The 15,499-nt window shown below is 70.1% G+C and carries 10 protein-coding genes; 8 read left to right on the top strand and 2 right to left on the bottom strand.

The features are described from left to right. Window positions 1–19: 19 nt before the first annotated feature. From MNR00_RS02495 to MNR00_RS02520, 6 genes are all read left to right on the top strand, one after another. Window positions 20–913, top strand: a complete 894-nt coding sequence (locus MNR00_RS02495; protein ID WP_241927600.1) for a LysR family transcriptional regulator — start codon at window positions 20–22, stop codon at window positions 911–913. A 185-nt stretch (window positions 914–1,098) separates the two neighbouring features. Next, window positions 1,099–2,097 (top strand): LLM class flavin-dependent oxidoreductase, encoded by a 999-nt coding sequence (locus MNR00_RS02500; protein WP_241927601.1) that lies wholly within the window; start codon window positions 1,099–1,101, stop codon window positions 2,095–2,097. A gap of 3 nt (window positions 2,098–2,100) precedes the next feature. Continuing rightward, a complete protein-coding gene (gene cofE / locus MNR00_RS02505) occupies window positions 2,101–2,898 on the top strand; it encodes a coenzyme F420-0:L-glutamate ligase (protein ID WP_241927602.1) in 798 nt (265 codons plus the stop codon). Next, window positions 2,898–3,926, top strand: coding sequence for a glucose-6-phosphate dehydrogenase (coenzyme-F420) (gene fgd / locus MNR00_RS02510; RefSeq protein ID WP_241927603.1), 1,029 nt, complete (start codon window positions 2,898–2,900; stop codon window positions 3,924–3,926). The genes cofE and fgd overlap by 1 nt, the downstream gene beginning before the upstream one ends. A gap of 267 nt (window positions 3,927–4,193) precedes the next feature. Beyond that, window positions 4,194–5,678: an HNH endonuclease signature motif containing protein gene (locus MNR00_RS02515; protein ID WP_241927604.1), complete on the top strand. Its 1,485-nt coding sequence runs from the start codon at window positions 4,194–4,196 to the stop codon at window positions 5,676–5,678. 177 nt (window positions 5,679–5,855) lie between these two features. Beyond that, window positions 5,856–7,370 carry a cellulase family glycosylhydrolase gene (locus tag MNR00_RS02520; RefSeq protein ID WP_241927605.1) on the top strand — a complete coding sequence of 505 codons (1,515 nt, stop codon included), beginning with the start codon at window positions 5,856–5,858 and terminating at the stop codon, window positions 7,368–7,370. An 88-nt stretch (window positions 7,371–7,458) separates the two neighbouring features. Here MNR00_RS02520 and MNR00_RS02525 read toward each other — a convergent pair whose 3' ends face one another. Further along, window positions 7,459–9,759 (bottom strand): LLM class flavin-dependent oxidoreductase, encoded by a 2,301-nt coding sequence (locus tag MNR00_RS02525; RefSeq protein ID WP_241927606.1) that lies wholly within the window; start codon window positions 9,757–9,759, stop codon window positions 7,459–7,461. A gap of 8 nt (window positions 9,760–9,767) precedes the next feature. Next, window positions 9,768–10,664, bottom strand: a complete 897-nt coding sequence (locus tag MNR00_RS02530; protein ID WP_241927607.1) for an LLM class flavin-dependent oxidoreductase — start codon at window positions 10,662–10,664, stop codon at window positions 9,768–9,770. A gap of 144 nt (window positions 10,665–10,808) precedes the next feature. Between MNR00_RS02530 and MNR00_RS02535 the strand changes: the two genes are divergently transcribed. Both MNR00_RS02535 and MNR00_RS02540 read left to right on the top strand, forming a co-directional pair. Then, window positions 10,809–14,249, top strand: a complete 3,441-nt coding sequence (locus MNR00_RS02535) for a bifunctional proline dehydrogenase/L-glutamate gamma-semialdehyde dehydrogenase (protein WP_241927608.1) — start codon at window positions 10,809–10,811, stop codon at window positions 14,247–14,249. A 113-nt stretch (window positions 14,250–14,362) separates the two neighbouring features. Continuing rightward, on the top strand, window positions 14,363–15,499 hold the full coding sequence (locus tag MNR00_RS02540) for an ROK family transcriptional regulator (RefSeq protein ID WP_241927609.1): 1,137 nt from the start codon (window positions 14,363–14,365) through the stop codon (window positions 15,497–15,499).

The raw sequence follows: 15,499 nt of genomic DNA on the forward strand, positions 1-15,499 counted from the left end.
CTGAAAGTAGGATGAGCACGTGTTCGAGCTGCGACGCCTGCGCCTGCTTCATGAGCTCTCAGTGCGCGGCACCATCGCCGAGGTGGCGGCCTCGCTGTCGTACAGCCCGTCGACCGTGTCGCAACAGCTCGCGCTGCTGGAGCGCGAAGCGGGGGTCGCGCTGCTCGAGCCGGACGGGCGCCGGGTGCGCTTGACGGCGGAGGGGCGGATGCTGGCAGAGCACGCCGCGCGGATGCTCGACCTCGACGAAGCCGCCCGTGCCGCGCTGGCAGCCCCTGGGGCGCTGGAGCCGGTTCGCCTGGCGGCCATGCCGACTGCCGCGGAGACGATCGTCCCTGCCGCTCTCACGCTGCTCGCCGCGCGCGCCCCGCAGCTGCGGGTGGAGCTCGAGGAGCTTCCGCCGGAGGAGAGCCTGTTCGAGCTGTCCGCCCGGCGGTTCGATCTGGTGATCGCCGAGCAGTACCCCGGCCACACCCGCGAGGTGCATGCCGGCCTGGAGCACCGCCTGCTCGGCGAGGACCCGATCCGCATCGTGCTGTCACCCGATGAGGCGCCAGCGCCCCTGGCATCCCTGCGCGACCGCGCCTGGGTGCTGGAGCCCGCGGGAACCGCCGCCAGGCAGTGGGCGGTGCAGCAGTGCCGCGCTGCAGGCTTCGAACCCGACGTGCGCTTCGAGGCCGATGACCTCACCGCGCACATCAGACTGATCACTGCAGGGCACGCCGTGGGCATGCTGCCCGACCTCATCTGGGGCGATGAGCCCAGTGGCATGAGCCTGGCCTCCCTGCCAGGCTCGCCGGTGCGAGAGGTGTTCACGGCCGTGCGCACCGCCGGCCGGGCATCCGAGAGTGTGACCCTGGTGCGCGACGCGCTCGCCGAGGCGTTTGCCTCGCACCGCAAGGTCGCGCCCTAGCATCCACTTCCCGACCCCGACCCCCCACACCAACCCAGGTACGGATGGCGGTCGAATCCACGCATGGCGGGAGACACGCCGCAGGATCTACCGCCATCCGTACAATCTCCCGCCATCCGTTCCCGGGTAGCGTTAGGGAAGGCCGAGATCGGTCCGGAACCGAGGTCGGGACGGAGGGGTGGCACATGGAGGTGCATTTCGTCGCGGCGCTGGAGCAGCTCGAGCCGTCGGATGCTGTTCGCCTGGCCGCTCTGGCCGAAGACAGCGGCTTCGCGGGAACAGTGCTGAGTGATCGTTTTCAGCCCTGGCTGCCGCAGCAGGGGCAGTCCGCCTTCGCGTGGACCGTCGCCGGTGCTGTCGGCCAGCGGATCTCGGGCACCGTCACGGTGTCGGCTGTGCCTGGATACCGCCAGCACCCGGCATCCGTCGCGCAGGCGAGCGCGACGCTCAGCGCGCTGCGCTCAGGCGGTGAACAGCGTGACTGGCACCGCCTGTTGCTCTCGGCCGGCGACGCGATCGACGAGCACGTCGTCGGCGGCTACTGGCCGGAGGCGCATGAGCGCGCCACGCGTCTGTTCGAGTCGGCCGAGATCATCCGAAAACTGTTCACCGCGTCGGCGAAGGGCAGCGATGTGCGGCACGCCGGCGCACACCACCGGCTGGAGACATCGCGCCTGTGGACGATGCCGACCACCCCGCCGAGCGTGCAGATCTGGGCAGGCGGCCCCGTCACCGCGCGGCGCGCCGGCCGTGAGGGCTTCGGCATCGTCGTGCAGGCAGCACCGGCGGACCGCCTGGTCGCGCTGCTGCGCGCGTTCCGCGAGGGTGCCCGCGAGGGCGGTCACGCGCCGGGGCGCGCGACCGTGCACGCCCAGCTGTCGTGGGCGCCGACCGACGAGGAGGCGCTCGCGAACGCCCTGACCGACTGGCCCATGGCAGGGCTGCGCTTTCCGCGAGGCGATATCCGCTCGCCGTTCGACGTCGCGCAGCTCGCCCGCGCGGTCTCGCCAGACGACATCCGCTCCCGCATCCCGGTCAGCGCGGATCCCACCGTGCACGCCGCCCACCTGCGCGCGCTCGCCGCACTCGGCTTCGACACCGTGCACGTGCACAACGTGAGCCGCGCTCAGGATGCCTGGCTCGAGATCTATGCGCGCGAGATCGCGCCAGAGATGGGGGCATGACAGATGCTGACCGTGTGGCCGCTGCCCGGCATCCCCGAGGTGCAGTCCGGCGACGACCTCGCAGCCCTGATCCTCGCCGCACTGCAGCCGACCCCGCTCGAGGACGGCGACGTGCTCGTCGTCACCTCGAAGATCGTCTCCAAGGCTGAGGGGCGCATCGTCGCGGCTGACGATCGCGAGGCGGCGATCACCGCCGAGACCGCGCGCATCGTCGCGACCAGGCCGCGCGCCGACGGCGGCGTCACCCGCATCGTGCAGAACAGGCTCGGCATCGTGGGCGCCGCGGCCGGAGTGGATGCCTCGAACACGGCATCCGGAACAGTGCTGCTGCTGCCGATCGACCCTGATGCCAGTGCCCGCGACCTGGCCGGGGCGCTGCGCGCGGCGACCGGAGCCGAGGTCGGAGTGATCATCAGCGACACGCTCGGACGCCCGTGGCGCGAGGGGCAGACCGACATCGCGATCGGAGCCGCAGGTGTGCACATCTTCGACCGCCTCGGCGGCCAGGTCGACAGCGCAGGGCGCCCGCTCATCGTGACGCTGCCGTGCATCGCCGATGAGCTCGCCGCCACCGGCGACCTGGTCAAGGGCAAGCTCAGTGGATGCCCGGTGGCTGTGGTCCGCGGAATGGGGCGCGTCGTGGGCGGGTTGGATCTGGCAGGGGCGGCGAGCATCGTGCGCGACGCCTCGAAGGACATGTTCCGGCTCGGCGCCGACGAGGCGTACCGAGCGGGGTTCGAGGACGGCCGAGCGGTGGCGGATGCTGACGCGCACGCCATCCGCGCTGAAGAGGAGATCTGATGCTGAAGCTGGGTTACAAGGCGTCCGCGGAGCAGTTCGGGCCGCGGGAGCTCGTGGATTTCGCGGTGATGGCGGAGGATTTCGGGTTCGAGTCCGTGGCGGTGAGTGATCATTTTCAGCCGTGGCGGTACACCGGCGGGCATGCCCCGTTCTCGATCGCGTGGGCGGCGGCGGTGGGGGAGCGCACGAGCCGGATCCGCATCGGGACGAGCGTGATGACGCCGACCTTCCGGTACAACCCGGCGGTGATCGCGCAGGCATTCGCGACACTGGGGATGCTGAACCCCGACCGGGTGTTCCTGGGTGTCGGGACGGGTGAGGCGCTGAACGAGATCGCGACGGGGTTCCGTGGGGCGGGGGCGCAGGACTGGCCGGAGTTCCGGGAGCGGTTCGCGCGGCTGCGGGAGTCGGTGCGACTGATGCGGGCGCTGTGGACCGGGGAGCGGGTCTCGTTCGAGGGGGACTACTACTCGACGCATGATGCGTCGATCTACGACGTGCCCGACGGGGGTGTGCCGATCTACATCGCGGCCGGGGGGCCGACGGTGGCGAAGTACGCCGGCCGTGCCGGGGACGGGGTGATCGTGACCTCGGGCAAGGGGCGCGAGCTGTATGAGGATCAGCTGGTTCCGGCGGTGAAGGAGGGGCTGGAGCTGTCGAAGCGGAAGCTGGCCGACATCGACCGGATGATCGAGATCAAGATCTCGTACGAGGAGACGGAGGATGCTGCGCTGGCGAACACGCGGTTCTGGGCGCCGCTGTCGCTGAGCAAAGAGCAGAAGCACGACATCACCGACCCGATCGAGATGGAGAAGGCCGCCGACGCCCTGCCCATCGAGCAGGTCGCGAAGCGGTGGATCGTCGGCGCCGACCCTGATGCCGTGGTCGCGCAGGTGAAGGACTACGTCGACTGGGGCTTCAACAACCTCGTCTTCCACGCCCCCGGCCACGACCAGGAGCGCTTCATGACCCTGTTCCAACGCGACCTCGCCCCCCGACTGCGAGCCCTGGAGGCCCCGGACGCCTGAGCGCGACGAACTCCGACTGACTTTGCTCGTCAGGAACTGCTGCGCGAGGTGAAGGCTCGCAACGCCAACCGCAACTGAGCGGGCCTCCCTCCGCCCGGTCGTTGAGTGAGCGAAGCGAGTCGAAACGGGCTGAGTGAGCGCAGCGACTCGAAGTCCCGGAACCCCAATCCCGTAGTTGTTCAGGGGCGTCAAGAATTCTTTCGGAATCTTTCTCTGATCAGCCGGATTCTGCCTGTCAATGTCGGTGGCCCCGTGTTGAATAGAGGTATGAACAGCACCGCAGCTCTCCTGGATCGGGTCGTCGCCGACCTCGATCAGGTGCTCGGTGCGGATGCGTTCGCGGCGCTGTCCGATGCGGAACGACTGGTGGTGCTGAGGCGGGCTGGTGATGCGTTGCGGCGGGTGGAGGCTGTGGTCGTCGAGACGGTGGCGTCCTCGGATCCGGTGGGGCTTGCGAATGGTGTCGGATGCCGGAGCATGAACGAACTGCTCCAGCGGACCCTGCGTGTGGATTCCCGTGCGGCGGCGCAGATCGTGAAGGCCAGCAGGGCCGTGCACCGCGAGACGGACCTCACCTCCGGAGCGCCGCTCCCGGCGCGGTGGCCGGCGCTGAGGCAGGCGATGCTCGACGGGGCGATCGGGGTCACAGGGCTGTTGGCGGCGACGGGGCCGGTCGAATCGGCCGGTGACCGGATCGGTGCCGCGGACCGGTGGAAGGCCGATGCGGTGCTGGCGGAGGTGGTGCGCGGATACGTGGCCACAGACGGCACGGACGGGGGCGCCGAAGACACGGATGCAGACGGCGGAGACACGGATGCGGACGGCACGCAGCCGGACCGGGTTCCGGCGGCGACGCCGGAGGATGTGAAGTCCATCGCGCATGCGATCGCTCTGCGGCTGGACCCTGATGGCGCGGAACCGACCGAGCAGCGGGCGATGACGCGTCGGTTCCTGTCGGTCGGGCGGATGCGGGACGGGGTGTATCCACTGCGGGGGAACCTGCTGCCCGAGACGTACGCCCAGTTGCAGTTGCTGCTGGATGCGCAGCTGAACCCGAAGACCGACGGCCCACCCGCCCCGGAAGGCGTCGCCTTCCGCCCGTCCGACGATGCGGGCAACGACCGCGCCGACGATGCCGGCGTTGACGGTGACGAGTTCAACAGTGACCCGCGCAGCGTGCTCGACACGCGCACGCGGGGGCAGAAGCAGCACGATGCTCTCACCGCAGCCCTGGGCATCGCCGCTCGGAATGCGGATATGCCGTCGTTGGGCGGTGCGGCTCCCACGCTAGTGGTGCACCTGGATTCCGCCGACAGCTCCTGGGCCACCATCCCCGGCGTCGAAGCCCCGGTCCACGCGGCCGTTGCCCGGCACGCGGGCTGCACCGGCACCATCCAGCGGGTGTTCACCGAGCAGGGCCGGATCGTGGGGATGACGGTCACCGACCGGATCTTCACCGTCTACCAGCGCCGCGCGATCACCCTGCGCGACAAGGAGTGTCTGATCCCCGGCTGTCACGTCCCGGCGTCGTGGTGTGAGATCCACCACGTCACCGAATGGGCCCGCGGCGGGCCGACCAGCACCGACAACGGCGTCCCGTTGTGCTGGTGGCACCACCGCTCGCTGGAGTATTCCGGGTGGGAGATCCGCATGAACCACGGACTCCCCGAAATCCGCGGCCCCGCATGGTGGGACCCCGAACACCGCTGGCGCACCCCACGCCTCTCCCTCCCCGACTTCGCGTACACGTAGCCGTTCCTGCCCGGGTTCGGCGGGCGCTGACGTCCTTTGCCGCTTCGACTCGCTGCGCTCGCTCAGCGCACCGCTCGTCGTTCCGACTGGGACGATCGACCCACATAGGCGTATGCTCGCAGGCAACCGCGTGCGTTCCCCCCGCGCACGCGGTTTCCCCCAGCGCAAAGGAGCGCCATGCCCACCGTCCTCAATCGTGTCGCCGCGGGGCTCGCCCTCGCCACCGCGGCCGTACTCACTTTCGCGCCGGCGGCGTCTGCCGCCCCGGCGCCGGCCGCGTCGGGCATCCACGTTGCAGGCAAACCCGACAAGCCCGCGAAGCCCGGCAAACCGGACAAGCCTGGCAAACCCGGCAAGCCGGCGAAACCAGGCAAGTCCGATGCAACCGTCACCACGCCCGACGGCCGCGTCTTCATCACCGACAAGCAGGGGCGTGCGCTGCAGCTGCGCGGATACAACGCCGCCAAGTACGTGCACGACCGACTGAACCCCGCCGACATCGAGACGATGGCCGATCAGGGATTCAACTTCCTGCGGCTGGTCGTGCAATGGCAGTACTTCGAGCCCGAGCAGGGACAGTACGACCAGTCGTACTTCGACTACGTCGACTCGGTGCTCGACGCCGCCGATCGCGAGGGCGTGCATGTCATGCTCGACATGCACCAGGACGTCTACGGGCCGGTGTTCGGCGCCTCCGGCGCCCCGGAGTGGGCGACCCGCACCGACGGTCTGCCGTTCGAGGATGACCCCGCGAACTGGTTCAACAACTACTTCCAGCCCGCGGTGATGCGCGCCTTCACACACCTGTACAACGACGCGGATCTGCAGCGCGCACAGCAGGACCTGTGGACAGAGGTCGCCGGCGCGTTCAACGAGCACGAGAGTCTGCTGGGCTACGACCTGTTCAACGAGCCGTTCGGCGAGTTCATCGAAGAGGACGGCGGCGATTGGGTGACAGCCTCCGCGCGCATCGAGTCGACGCAGATCAGCGACATGTACGACCGGCTCATCCCGGCGATCCGCAGCGTCGACGACGACTCGTGGATCTTCGTCGAGCCCACAGTGCTTGTCGGCTACGGCGTTCCGACGCAGCTGCGCTCGTTCGATGACCCGCGTGATGGCAAGGCGCGGCTCGGCTACGCCCCGCACTTCTACAACACCGGCGTGGAAGAGGGCGGCGACTGGACGCAGGACGACTTCGTGGTGAACTACGAAGCCGCGATCTCGGCGTACCCCACCGCGAACGGCATGCCGATGATCGTCGGCGAGTGGGGTGTGCCCAACTCGCGCACACCAGGCAACGCCGCCCTCGTGGCCGCGCAGGTCTCAGCCATGGAGCGCTTCGCCAGCGGCTGGGCGATCTGGTACTACTGCGCCAGTGACGGCGGCGGCTACTGCGCGATGAACGGCGACGGCGGGGCCGCCCCTGGCAACGAGCCCGCGTACGGTCCGTACGCGCGGGCGATCGAAGGAGTGCCGGGTGCGGAGCAGTTCGACGCCGCCACCGGCACGTACACCGTGACCTTCACAGCGGGTGCCGGCCAGAGTGAGATCTGGGTGCCGCAGTCCACCTACGCGAAGGGCGCCAAGGTGTCGATCACCGGAGGCAAGGCGCACTACAACGCGAAGAAGCAGCTGCTGCACATCACGGCGAAGCCCGGCGCGAAGGTGACGCTGACCCTCACCAGGTGAGCGTCGACACCCCTACGTATTGTCGACACCCCCACCTGCGGACGTCCGCACGTGGGGTGTCGGCAGCAGGTAGGGGTGTCGACGGGTCTCAGGCGGCCGGGCGCTCGGGATCTAGGTCGAAGTTGTCGTGGAAGACATTGTCGGGGTCGTACTGACGCTTCAGGGCGCGCAGGCGCTCGAGCGTCTCCGGCGGGAACGCGTCGTGCAGGCGGGCCGGATCCTGATCGGTCTCGAAGCTCAGATACAGTCCGGTGAAATGCCGGCGCATGGCATCCCAGATCGGGTCGATCCGGTCGGGCGATGACGACATCGCCAGCACCGAGAACTGCGCAGACCGGTGCGCGAACGCGGTGGCATCCGATGCCACATCCGTCGTCGCCCCGCCAAGGGCGCGGATCTGGAAGAACGAGGTCGCGCCGCGCGTGAGCAGCTGCTCGGCATCCGCCGCGAAGGCGGGCGTGATGTGTTCGAGCAGCCCGGACCGGCCGGTCGGCTCGCCGTAACCGGAATGCCCGGTGCGCGGGCCCGCCGTCACCAGAGAGTCGTACGTCATCAGCATCGCCTGCTGTCCGACGAGCGGTGCGACATCGGCCAGCCGCTGCAGGCGCTCGAGGACCGTGTCCGGATCGTCGGAATCGATCACGTTCATCGTCTGCGCGATCATGCCGCCGCCCTGCTGCCCGCCCATGATCAGGAAGCTCGTCGTGTCGCGCGGCGACGCCTCGACGGCGGCGCCCCAGCGCACCAGGAACCCGGCGATGTCGCCGGCGACGTCGTGCTGCAGCTGGCCGAAGCCGATGTCGCCGACGACGTCGGCCTCGAATTCGAACGCCGTGACGATGCCGAAGGCGAAGCCCGCGCCGCGCATTCCCCAGAACAGCTCCGGATGCTGATCCTCGCTCGCCCGGATCTGCGAGCCGTCTGCGAGCACGAGCTCGACCGCGCGCACGTGGTCGATGGTCAGCCCGTGCGCGCGGCTGAGGTATCCGACGCCACCTGCGGTCGCGAGTCCGCCGACGCCGACACCGCCGGAGTCGCCGGACGAGATCGCCCACCCGTGCGGGCGCAGCGCCGCCGCGACGTCGCCCCACCTGGCGCCGGGTTCGATGCGCACCCGGCGGGCCTGCTCATCGAGCACGGTGATCCCGTGCATCCGACTCAGGTCGATCACCACCCCGCCGTCGTTCGTCGAGCGACCACTGAAGCCGTGCCCGCCGCTGCGCACCGACAGCTCCACCGACTGCTGCCGTGCCCACGTGACCGCCGCCGACACGTCGGAGGCGCTGCGCGGACGCAGCACGATGCCCGGTGTGCCGCCCCGCAGATACGTCGACTTCGCCGCGCCGTAACCGACATCTCCTGGTTCGACGGCGACCTCGGCGAGGGATGCGGGCAGCTTGTCATAGGCGATGCCGGAACGTCGGCGGGCGCGCACCGACAGCGGCACGATCGGCCCGATATCGGTGCCGCGGGCGTCACGGTGCTCGGCGACCGCTTCGCGCACCGCTGGCACGACCCTGGTGGCGAAGGTCTCGAGGGCGGACTCGTCGTCGCCCGAGAGCAGCACGGTCGAGATGCCACCGTCGAGCATCAGCGGCACGAGCTGCTCGACCCACTGCTCCCACGGTCCGTCGAACAGCGACGAGCCGCCGCCGTCGCGGAAGCGCCCCGAGAGGTTGAGGATGCGCCGGACCTCGCGGGGGCTGCGCCCCATCGAGCGCGCCGCATCGTCGATCACCGCGTTGCCATCTGCCAGCATCCCGAGCCCAGCCGGCCCGCCTGGCAGTACCCAGCCGTCAGCCTCTCGGCCGATCAGGTCGAGCATCCGCGCCTTGCCGGCGCCGATGTGCAGCGGAATCCGGTGTGCCGGCGCGGGGCCGCGGTCTGCGCCGGTCACGCGATGGTGCTCGCCGCGCACGTGCAGCGGCGTCGACCGGCTGAGATCCCACACGCCGCGGAAGATCTCGATCGCCTCTTCCAGGGCAGTCACCGATTCGCCTGGTGACAGCCGCGAAGCGCCCATGGCGGTCATCGCGTCCCAGAACGCACCGGCGCCAAGGGCCAGCTCGACCCGCCCCTCGGACAGCAGGTCAAGGCTCGCGGCCGCGCGCGCGACCACGGCCGGCGGTCGCATCGGCACGTTCAGCACGTTGGGGGAGAGGCGGATGCGCTCTGTGGCACCCGCGATCCAGCTGAGCAGCGTCCACGTCTCGTGGAAGCGCGGCTGATAGGGGTGGTCCTGCACCGTGACCAGGTCGAGGCCGAGCTCTTCGCTGCGCTGGGCGAGGCGCACAGGGACGAGCGGGTCGCCGGCGGCGTCGCCAAAGGGTGCAGAGCCGTTGAGGGGCGTGATCGAGCTGCCGAAGAGCAGTGGCTGTCCGTAGTCCATGCTGGGACTCAGGCGCGCTCGGCGGCGACCAGCGCTCGGGCGGCCGGAGCGACCTCCTGGCCGTACAGCGCGATCGCGTTGGGGTCGTCACCGGCGAGGATGAACCCGGTCATGCCGTACTCCAGCGCGAGCACGGCGAGCTGCTCGGCCCATTGCGCAGGGGGTCCCACCAGCAGCTGCTGGCTCGTCTCGGCCGCGAAGCGTCCGTTGATGTTCACCAGTCGACGGATCGCACGCGGATCGCGACCTGCGCCGGCGGCGGCATCGTCGATGCGTGCGTTGGCGTCTGTCAGTTCGTCGAGGCTCTTCATGTAGCCCATCGACGGCAGCCAGCCGTCGGCCTTGCGACCGATCAGGCGCAGCATCCGTGGCTTGAGTGCGCCCAGCCAGATGCCGATATCGTGTGCCGGGGCGGGTCCGCGCTTCGCCCCGACGACCTGGTGGTGCTTGCCGTCGACGACGAGGCGCTCGGGGTTGCCGGCATCCCAGATGCCGCGGATGATGTCGATGCCCTCCTCGAGAGCGGTCACCGACTCGCCGGGGGTGAGGCGCTCGCCGCCCATGGCGACGATCGGGTCCCAGAACCCGCCGGCGCCCAGGCCCAGCTCCACACGTCCGCCGCTGAGCAGGTCGAGGCTGGCGGCGGCGCGCGCGAGCACGGCAGGCCCGCGCAGCGGCAGGTTGATCACATTGCCCGAGAGGTGGATGCGCGAGGTCTTCGCCGCCACGTAGCTCAGCAGCGTCCACGTGTCGAGGAACCCTGGCTGGTACGGATGATCCTGGAACGTCGCGAGGTCGAGACCGGCGGCCTCGGACGCCTGGGCGAGCTGCACCGCGTGCTGCGGCACCTGGTTCGTCGGGGTGATGAATGTGCCGAAGAGCAGGTCATGGCCGTAGTCCGTCATACCCCCAGTCAACAGCCCGAGACCGCGGAATCTTCCCGCGGCACGCACCCGACGCGCGACACCCATGAAAGATCGACAGACCTGAATGGTCATCATCGTAAACATTCGCTTTTCTTTATGAGTGTCAGGAGTCATCCTGAGACCATGACCACCCCTGTGCTCCCCGCCTCCGACACCCACGCCGAGCTGGCCGCGCTCGCCGACGATGCCGTCGCGCTCGTGCGCCGGTGGCTGATCGAAAGCCGCGACGTGCCGGTGGATGCTGCCGCGCAGCGTCTCGCCGGCGTGCTGCGCGATGAGAACGGCCTCGACTTCACGGTCGGCTTCGTCGACGGCGTCGTGCGCCCCGAAGACACGAAGGTCGCCGCCCGCAACCTGCGTGAGATCGTGCCGCTCACCCCGAAGTTCCTGCCGGCTCCGTTGCGCGGCGCCATCGCGCTCGGCGGCGCGTTCGCGCCGATCTTCCCCGGCATCGTCGTGCCGATCAGCCGCCGCGTGCTGCGCAGCATGGTGCGCCACCTCATCGTCGACGCGCGCGACGCCCAACTCGGGTCGGCGATCCGTCGCATCCGCTCCGCCGAGAACGTGCGTCTGAACGTCAACCTGCTCGGCGAGGCCATCCTCGGCCGGGAAGAGGCAGGGCGTCGCCTGGCCGGCACCCGCCGCCTGCTCGAGCGCGACGACGTCGACTACGTCTCGATCAAGGTGTCGTCCACGGTCGCCCCGCACAGCCCGTGGGCCTTCGACGAGGCGGTCACCGACGCCATCGAGGCGCTGCACCCGCTGTACGAGGTCGCCGCCAAGAAGCAGACCTTCATCAACCTCGACATGGAGGAGTACAAGGACCTCGACCTCACCATCGCGGTCTTCACCGGCATCCTCGACCGTCCGGAGTTCCAGAACCTCGAGGCCGGCATCGTGCTGCAGGCCTACCTGCCCGATGCTCTCGGCGCGATGATCCGTCTGCAGGAGTGGGCAGCCGCCCGCGTCGCCGCCGGTGGAGCGTCGATCAAGGTGCGCGTCGTGAAGGGCGCCAACCTGCCGATGGAGGTCGTGGACGCCGAGACGCACGGCTGGGAGCTCGCGACCTGGTCGAGCAAGCAGGAGTCGGATGCCTCGTACAAGGCCGTCCTGGACTACTCGCTCACCCCGGAGCGCGTGCAGAACGTGCGCATCGGCGTGGCCGGTCACAACCTGTTCGACATCGCCCTCGCCTGGCTGCTCGCCGAGCAGCGCGGCGCCACGAGCGGCATCGAGTTCGAGATGCTGCTCGGCATGGCCTCCGCACAGGCCGAGGTCGTCAAGCGCACCGTCGGCTCGCTGCTGCTGTACACGCCGGTCGTGCACCCCGACGAGTTCGACGTCGCGATCGCGTACCTGATCCGTCGCCTCGAAGAGGGTGCGAGCCAGGAGAACTTCATGTCGGCGGTCTTCGACCTCGACGCCGACCCCGCCCTGTTCGAGCGCGAGAAGCAGCGCTTCCTGGCATCCGTCACCTCGATGCCCACCGAGGTGCCTGGTCCGAACCGCGTGCAGAACCGCTCGGTCGCCGCCGCACCCGCACCGCTCGACGGATTCGCCAACACCCCCGACACCGACCCGTCGCTGGCGGCCAACCGTGCCTGGGGCGACGCGATCCGCGCACGCATGCAGGGCTCGACGCTCGGCGATGACACGGTCGCCGCGAACACCCTGAACGCGGCCGCGCAGGTCGCCGATCGGATCAAGAACGGTGTCGCCGCCGGTGAGGCCTGGCGTGCGCTTGGCGCCGCCGGTCGCGCCGAGATCCTGCACCGCGCCGGCGACGTGCTCGAGGCGCGCCGCGGCGAGCTGCTCGAGGTGATGGGCTCTGAAGCCGGCAAGGTCATCGAACAGGGCGACCCCGAGGTCTCCGAGGCGATCGACTTCGCGCACTACTACGCCGAGAGCGCCAAGAAGCTGGCAGATGTCGACGGCGCTGTCATGAGCGCCGTCGGACTGACCGTCGTCACCCCGCCGTGGAACTTCCCCGTCGCCATCCCCGCCGGTTCGGTGCTGTCGGCTCTGGCCACCGGCTCGCCGGTGATCATCAAGCCCGCACGCCAGGCCCGCCGCTCGGGCGCCGTTATGGTCGAGGCGCTGTGGGAGGCCGGCGTGCCGCGCGACGTGCTGCAGTACGTGCAGCTCGACGGACGCGAGCTCGGCACCCAGCTGGTCAGCGACCCGGCCGTGGGACGGGTGATCCTCACCGGTGGCTACGAGACCGCAGAGCTGTTCCGCGGCTTCCGCCAGGACCTGCCGCTGCTCGCCGAGACGAGCGGCAAGAACGCGCTCATCGTCACTCCGTCCGCCGACCTCGACCTCGCAGCCAAGGACGTGGTGTACTCGGCGTTCGGCCACGCCGGGCAGAAGTGCTCGGCAGCATCCCTCGTCGTGCTGGTCGGCTCGGTCGCGAAGTCCGAGCGCTTCCGCCGTCAGCTGCTCGACGCGGTCAGCGCGTACGAGGTCGGCGACCCCAGCATCGGGTCCACCCGCATCGGACCCCTGATCGCCCCCGCCGAGGGCAAGCTGCTGGGCGCCCTCACCCAGCTGCACCCCGGCCAGTCGTGGATGATCGAGCCCGAGAAGCTCGACGCCGACGGCCAGCTGTGGCGTCCTGGCATCCGCGAGGGCGTGCAGCCAGGCAGCGAGTTCCACCTCGTCGAGTACTTCGGCCCTGTGCTCGGCGTCATGACCGCCGAAACGCTCGACGAGGCCATCGACATCGTCAACACCATCGAGTACGGCCTGACCTCGGGTCTGCACTCGCTCGACGAGGCCGAGATCCAGCTGTGGCTCTCACGCATCGAGGCCGGCAACGTCTACGTCAACCGCGGCACCACCGGCGCGATCGTGCAGCGTCAGCCGTTCGGCGGATGGAAGAAGGCCGCCGTCGGCGCCGGCTCCAAGGCCGGCGGACCGAACTACCTCGTCGGGCTCTCGGAGTGGTCGGATGCCCCTGCGCTGACCACCCGCCCGCTCGACGAGCTCGGCCTGTCGGCCGCGAAGCTCGTCGATGGCGCTGATGCCGAGTGGCTGCGCGGCGCGCTGGCCACCGACATCGACGCCTGGGCTTCGGAGTTCGGCGTCGTCCGCGACGCCACCGGACTCGAGACCGAGCAGAACTCGCTGCGCTACCAGGCGATCCCGGCGGCGATCCGCTTCGAGGGCGACCGCGTCGCCGAGCTGATCCGCGTCGCCGCCGCCGGCGTGCGCGCAGGTTCCCGCGTGACCCTCAGCACGGCATCCGCCCTGCCGACCCCTGTGGTCACCTGGCTGGGTTCGCATGATGTCGTCGTCGTGACGGAGGATGCTGACGCGTGGGGCGTGCACGCACGGCGCCTCGCGGGTGCCGGCGGCCGGGTGCGCCTCGTCGGCGTGGATGCCGGTGCGACAGCATTCGCCGTGAACGGCTCCCCGAGCCTGGCGATCTACGCGAACCCGGTCGTCGCCGCCGGCCGCGTCGAGCTGCTGACGTTCCTGCGCGAGCAGGCCGTCTCGGTCACCGCGCACCGCTTCGGCACCCCGCACCGCTACGAGATTCCGCTGCTCGCACCAGTGCGCTGAGCCGCGCGAGAGCACCCTGCTGACGGGCCGGAGGCGACTATCCCCGGCCCGTCAGCCGCTCACAGGCTCTGCGCCTCATGGCATACTGAACGCCGACGAAGGCGAGGATGCACGTGGCGAGACCCCCAGCCCGCACCCCGAGCACACTGCGCACCCCGAACGCGAAGGCGATCCTGGAGGCGCTGGCACGACGAGGCCCGCTGACCAGGGCCCAGCTGATGCACCAGACGGGACTGTCGCGCGGCGCCGTCGCCCCGTCGCTGCGGTCGCTCGAGTCGCGGGATCTCATCGTCTCCGCCGGCACGGCTTCGCCCAGCGGCGAGCACGCGGCCAAGGGTCCTGCCGCCATGCGCGTGGCGCTCAACCCGCGTCTCGGCTTCGCCGTGGCAGTGCACCTCGACCATCACGACGCCCATGTCGCGCTCGTCGACGCCACCGGCGCGGTGCGCGCCGAGGCCCACGCCCCGCTGTCGGCGGCATACGACCGACTCGATGTCATCACGGCGCTGATCGAGGAGTGCACTGGCGGCGTCGCGCCGTTGCATGCCGCTGTCGTGGCCGCCCCAGGCATCGTCACCAGGGACGGCGAGATCCGCGACGACTCCGGCCCCGACGGCGGCGCGTTCCGTGCCGCGCTGGCCGAGCGGGTCGGATGCCCGGTGCGCATCGAGAACGACGTGAGCCTGGCAGCGCTCGCGGAGCTCGCCGGCGAACTCGGCACGCAGCACTCCAGCTTCGCCCTGCTGCTGCTGGACGGTGGACTCGGTGCGGCATTCGTCCTGGACGGCGTTCTGCGCCGCGGCGCCTCCGGCATGGCCGGTGAGGTGCAGTACCTGCCGCAGACGCCGCTGCCGCTCGGAGCACCGGTGGTCGGGGAGGTCGTCACCGCCGACCTTGCCAGCGGCGTCGGCCGCGACCCGTCTCTGCCGCTGCTCGCTCATCTCGAGGCCGCAGCGACCGGCGATCCTGCCGCGCACAGCATGATCTCCGAGATCGCCCGCCGTCTCACTGTCGTCGCCGGCACCGTCTCGCTCGTCATCGATCCAGGCATCTTCGTGCTCGCGGGGCTCGCCGCGCACCCGGTGATGTTCGACGCGATCCAGCATGCTGCGCAGGCGTGGGAGGAGCGGCTGCCGCTGCGCTTCACCACCTCGGCGTTCGGACGGGAGGCGCCGCTGGTCGGTGCCGTGCACGAGGCGACCGTCGAGCTGCAGGCCGCCCTCTTCTCACCCGACGACCGGAAGCACTGA

The sequence above is a fragment of the Microbacterium sp. H1-D42 genome (assembly GCF_022637555.1).
GTDB lineage: Bacteria > Actinomycetota > Actinomycetes > Actinomycetales > Microbacteriaceae > Microbacterium.

Bases quoted from the DNA above. Each gene is read 5' to 3' on its own strand.
- MNR00_RS02500 (WP_241927601.1), top strand. From the start codon at position 1,099: ATGGAGGTGCATTTCGTCGCGGCGCTGGAGCAGCTCGAGCCGTCGGAT.
- cofE (WP_241927602.1), top strand. From the start codon at position 2,101: ATGCTGACCGTGTGGCCGCTGCCCGGCATCCCCGAGGTGCAGTCCGGC.
- fgd (WP_241927603.1), top strand. From the start codon at position 2,898: ATGCTGAAGCTGGGTTACAAGGCGTCCGCGGAGCAGTTCGGGCCGCGG.
- MNR00_RS02515 (WP_241927604.1), top strand. From the start codon at position 4,194: ATGAACAGCACCGCAGCTCTCCTGGATCGGGTCGTCGCCGACCTCGAT.
- MNR00_RS02520 (WP_241927605.1), top strand. From the start codon at position 5,856: ATGCCCACCGTCCTCAATCGTGTCGCCGCGGGGCTCGCCCTCGCCACC.
- MNR00_RS02525 (WP_241927606.1), bottom strand. From the start codon at position 9,759: ATGGACTACGGACAGCCACTGCTCTTCGGCAGCTCGATCACGCCCCTC.
- MNR00_RS02530 (WP_241927607.1), bottom strand. From the start codon at position 10,664: ATGACGGACTACGGCCATGACCTGCTCTTCGGCACATTCATCACCCCG.
- MNR00_RS02535 (WP_241927608.1), top strand. From the start codon at position 10,809: ATGACCACCCCTGTGCTCCCCGCCTCCGACACCCACGCCGAGCTGGCC.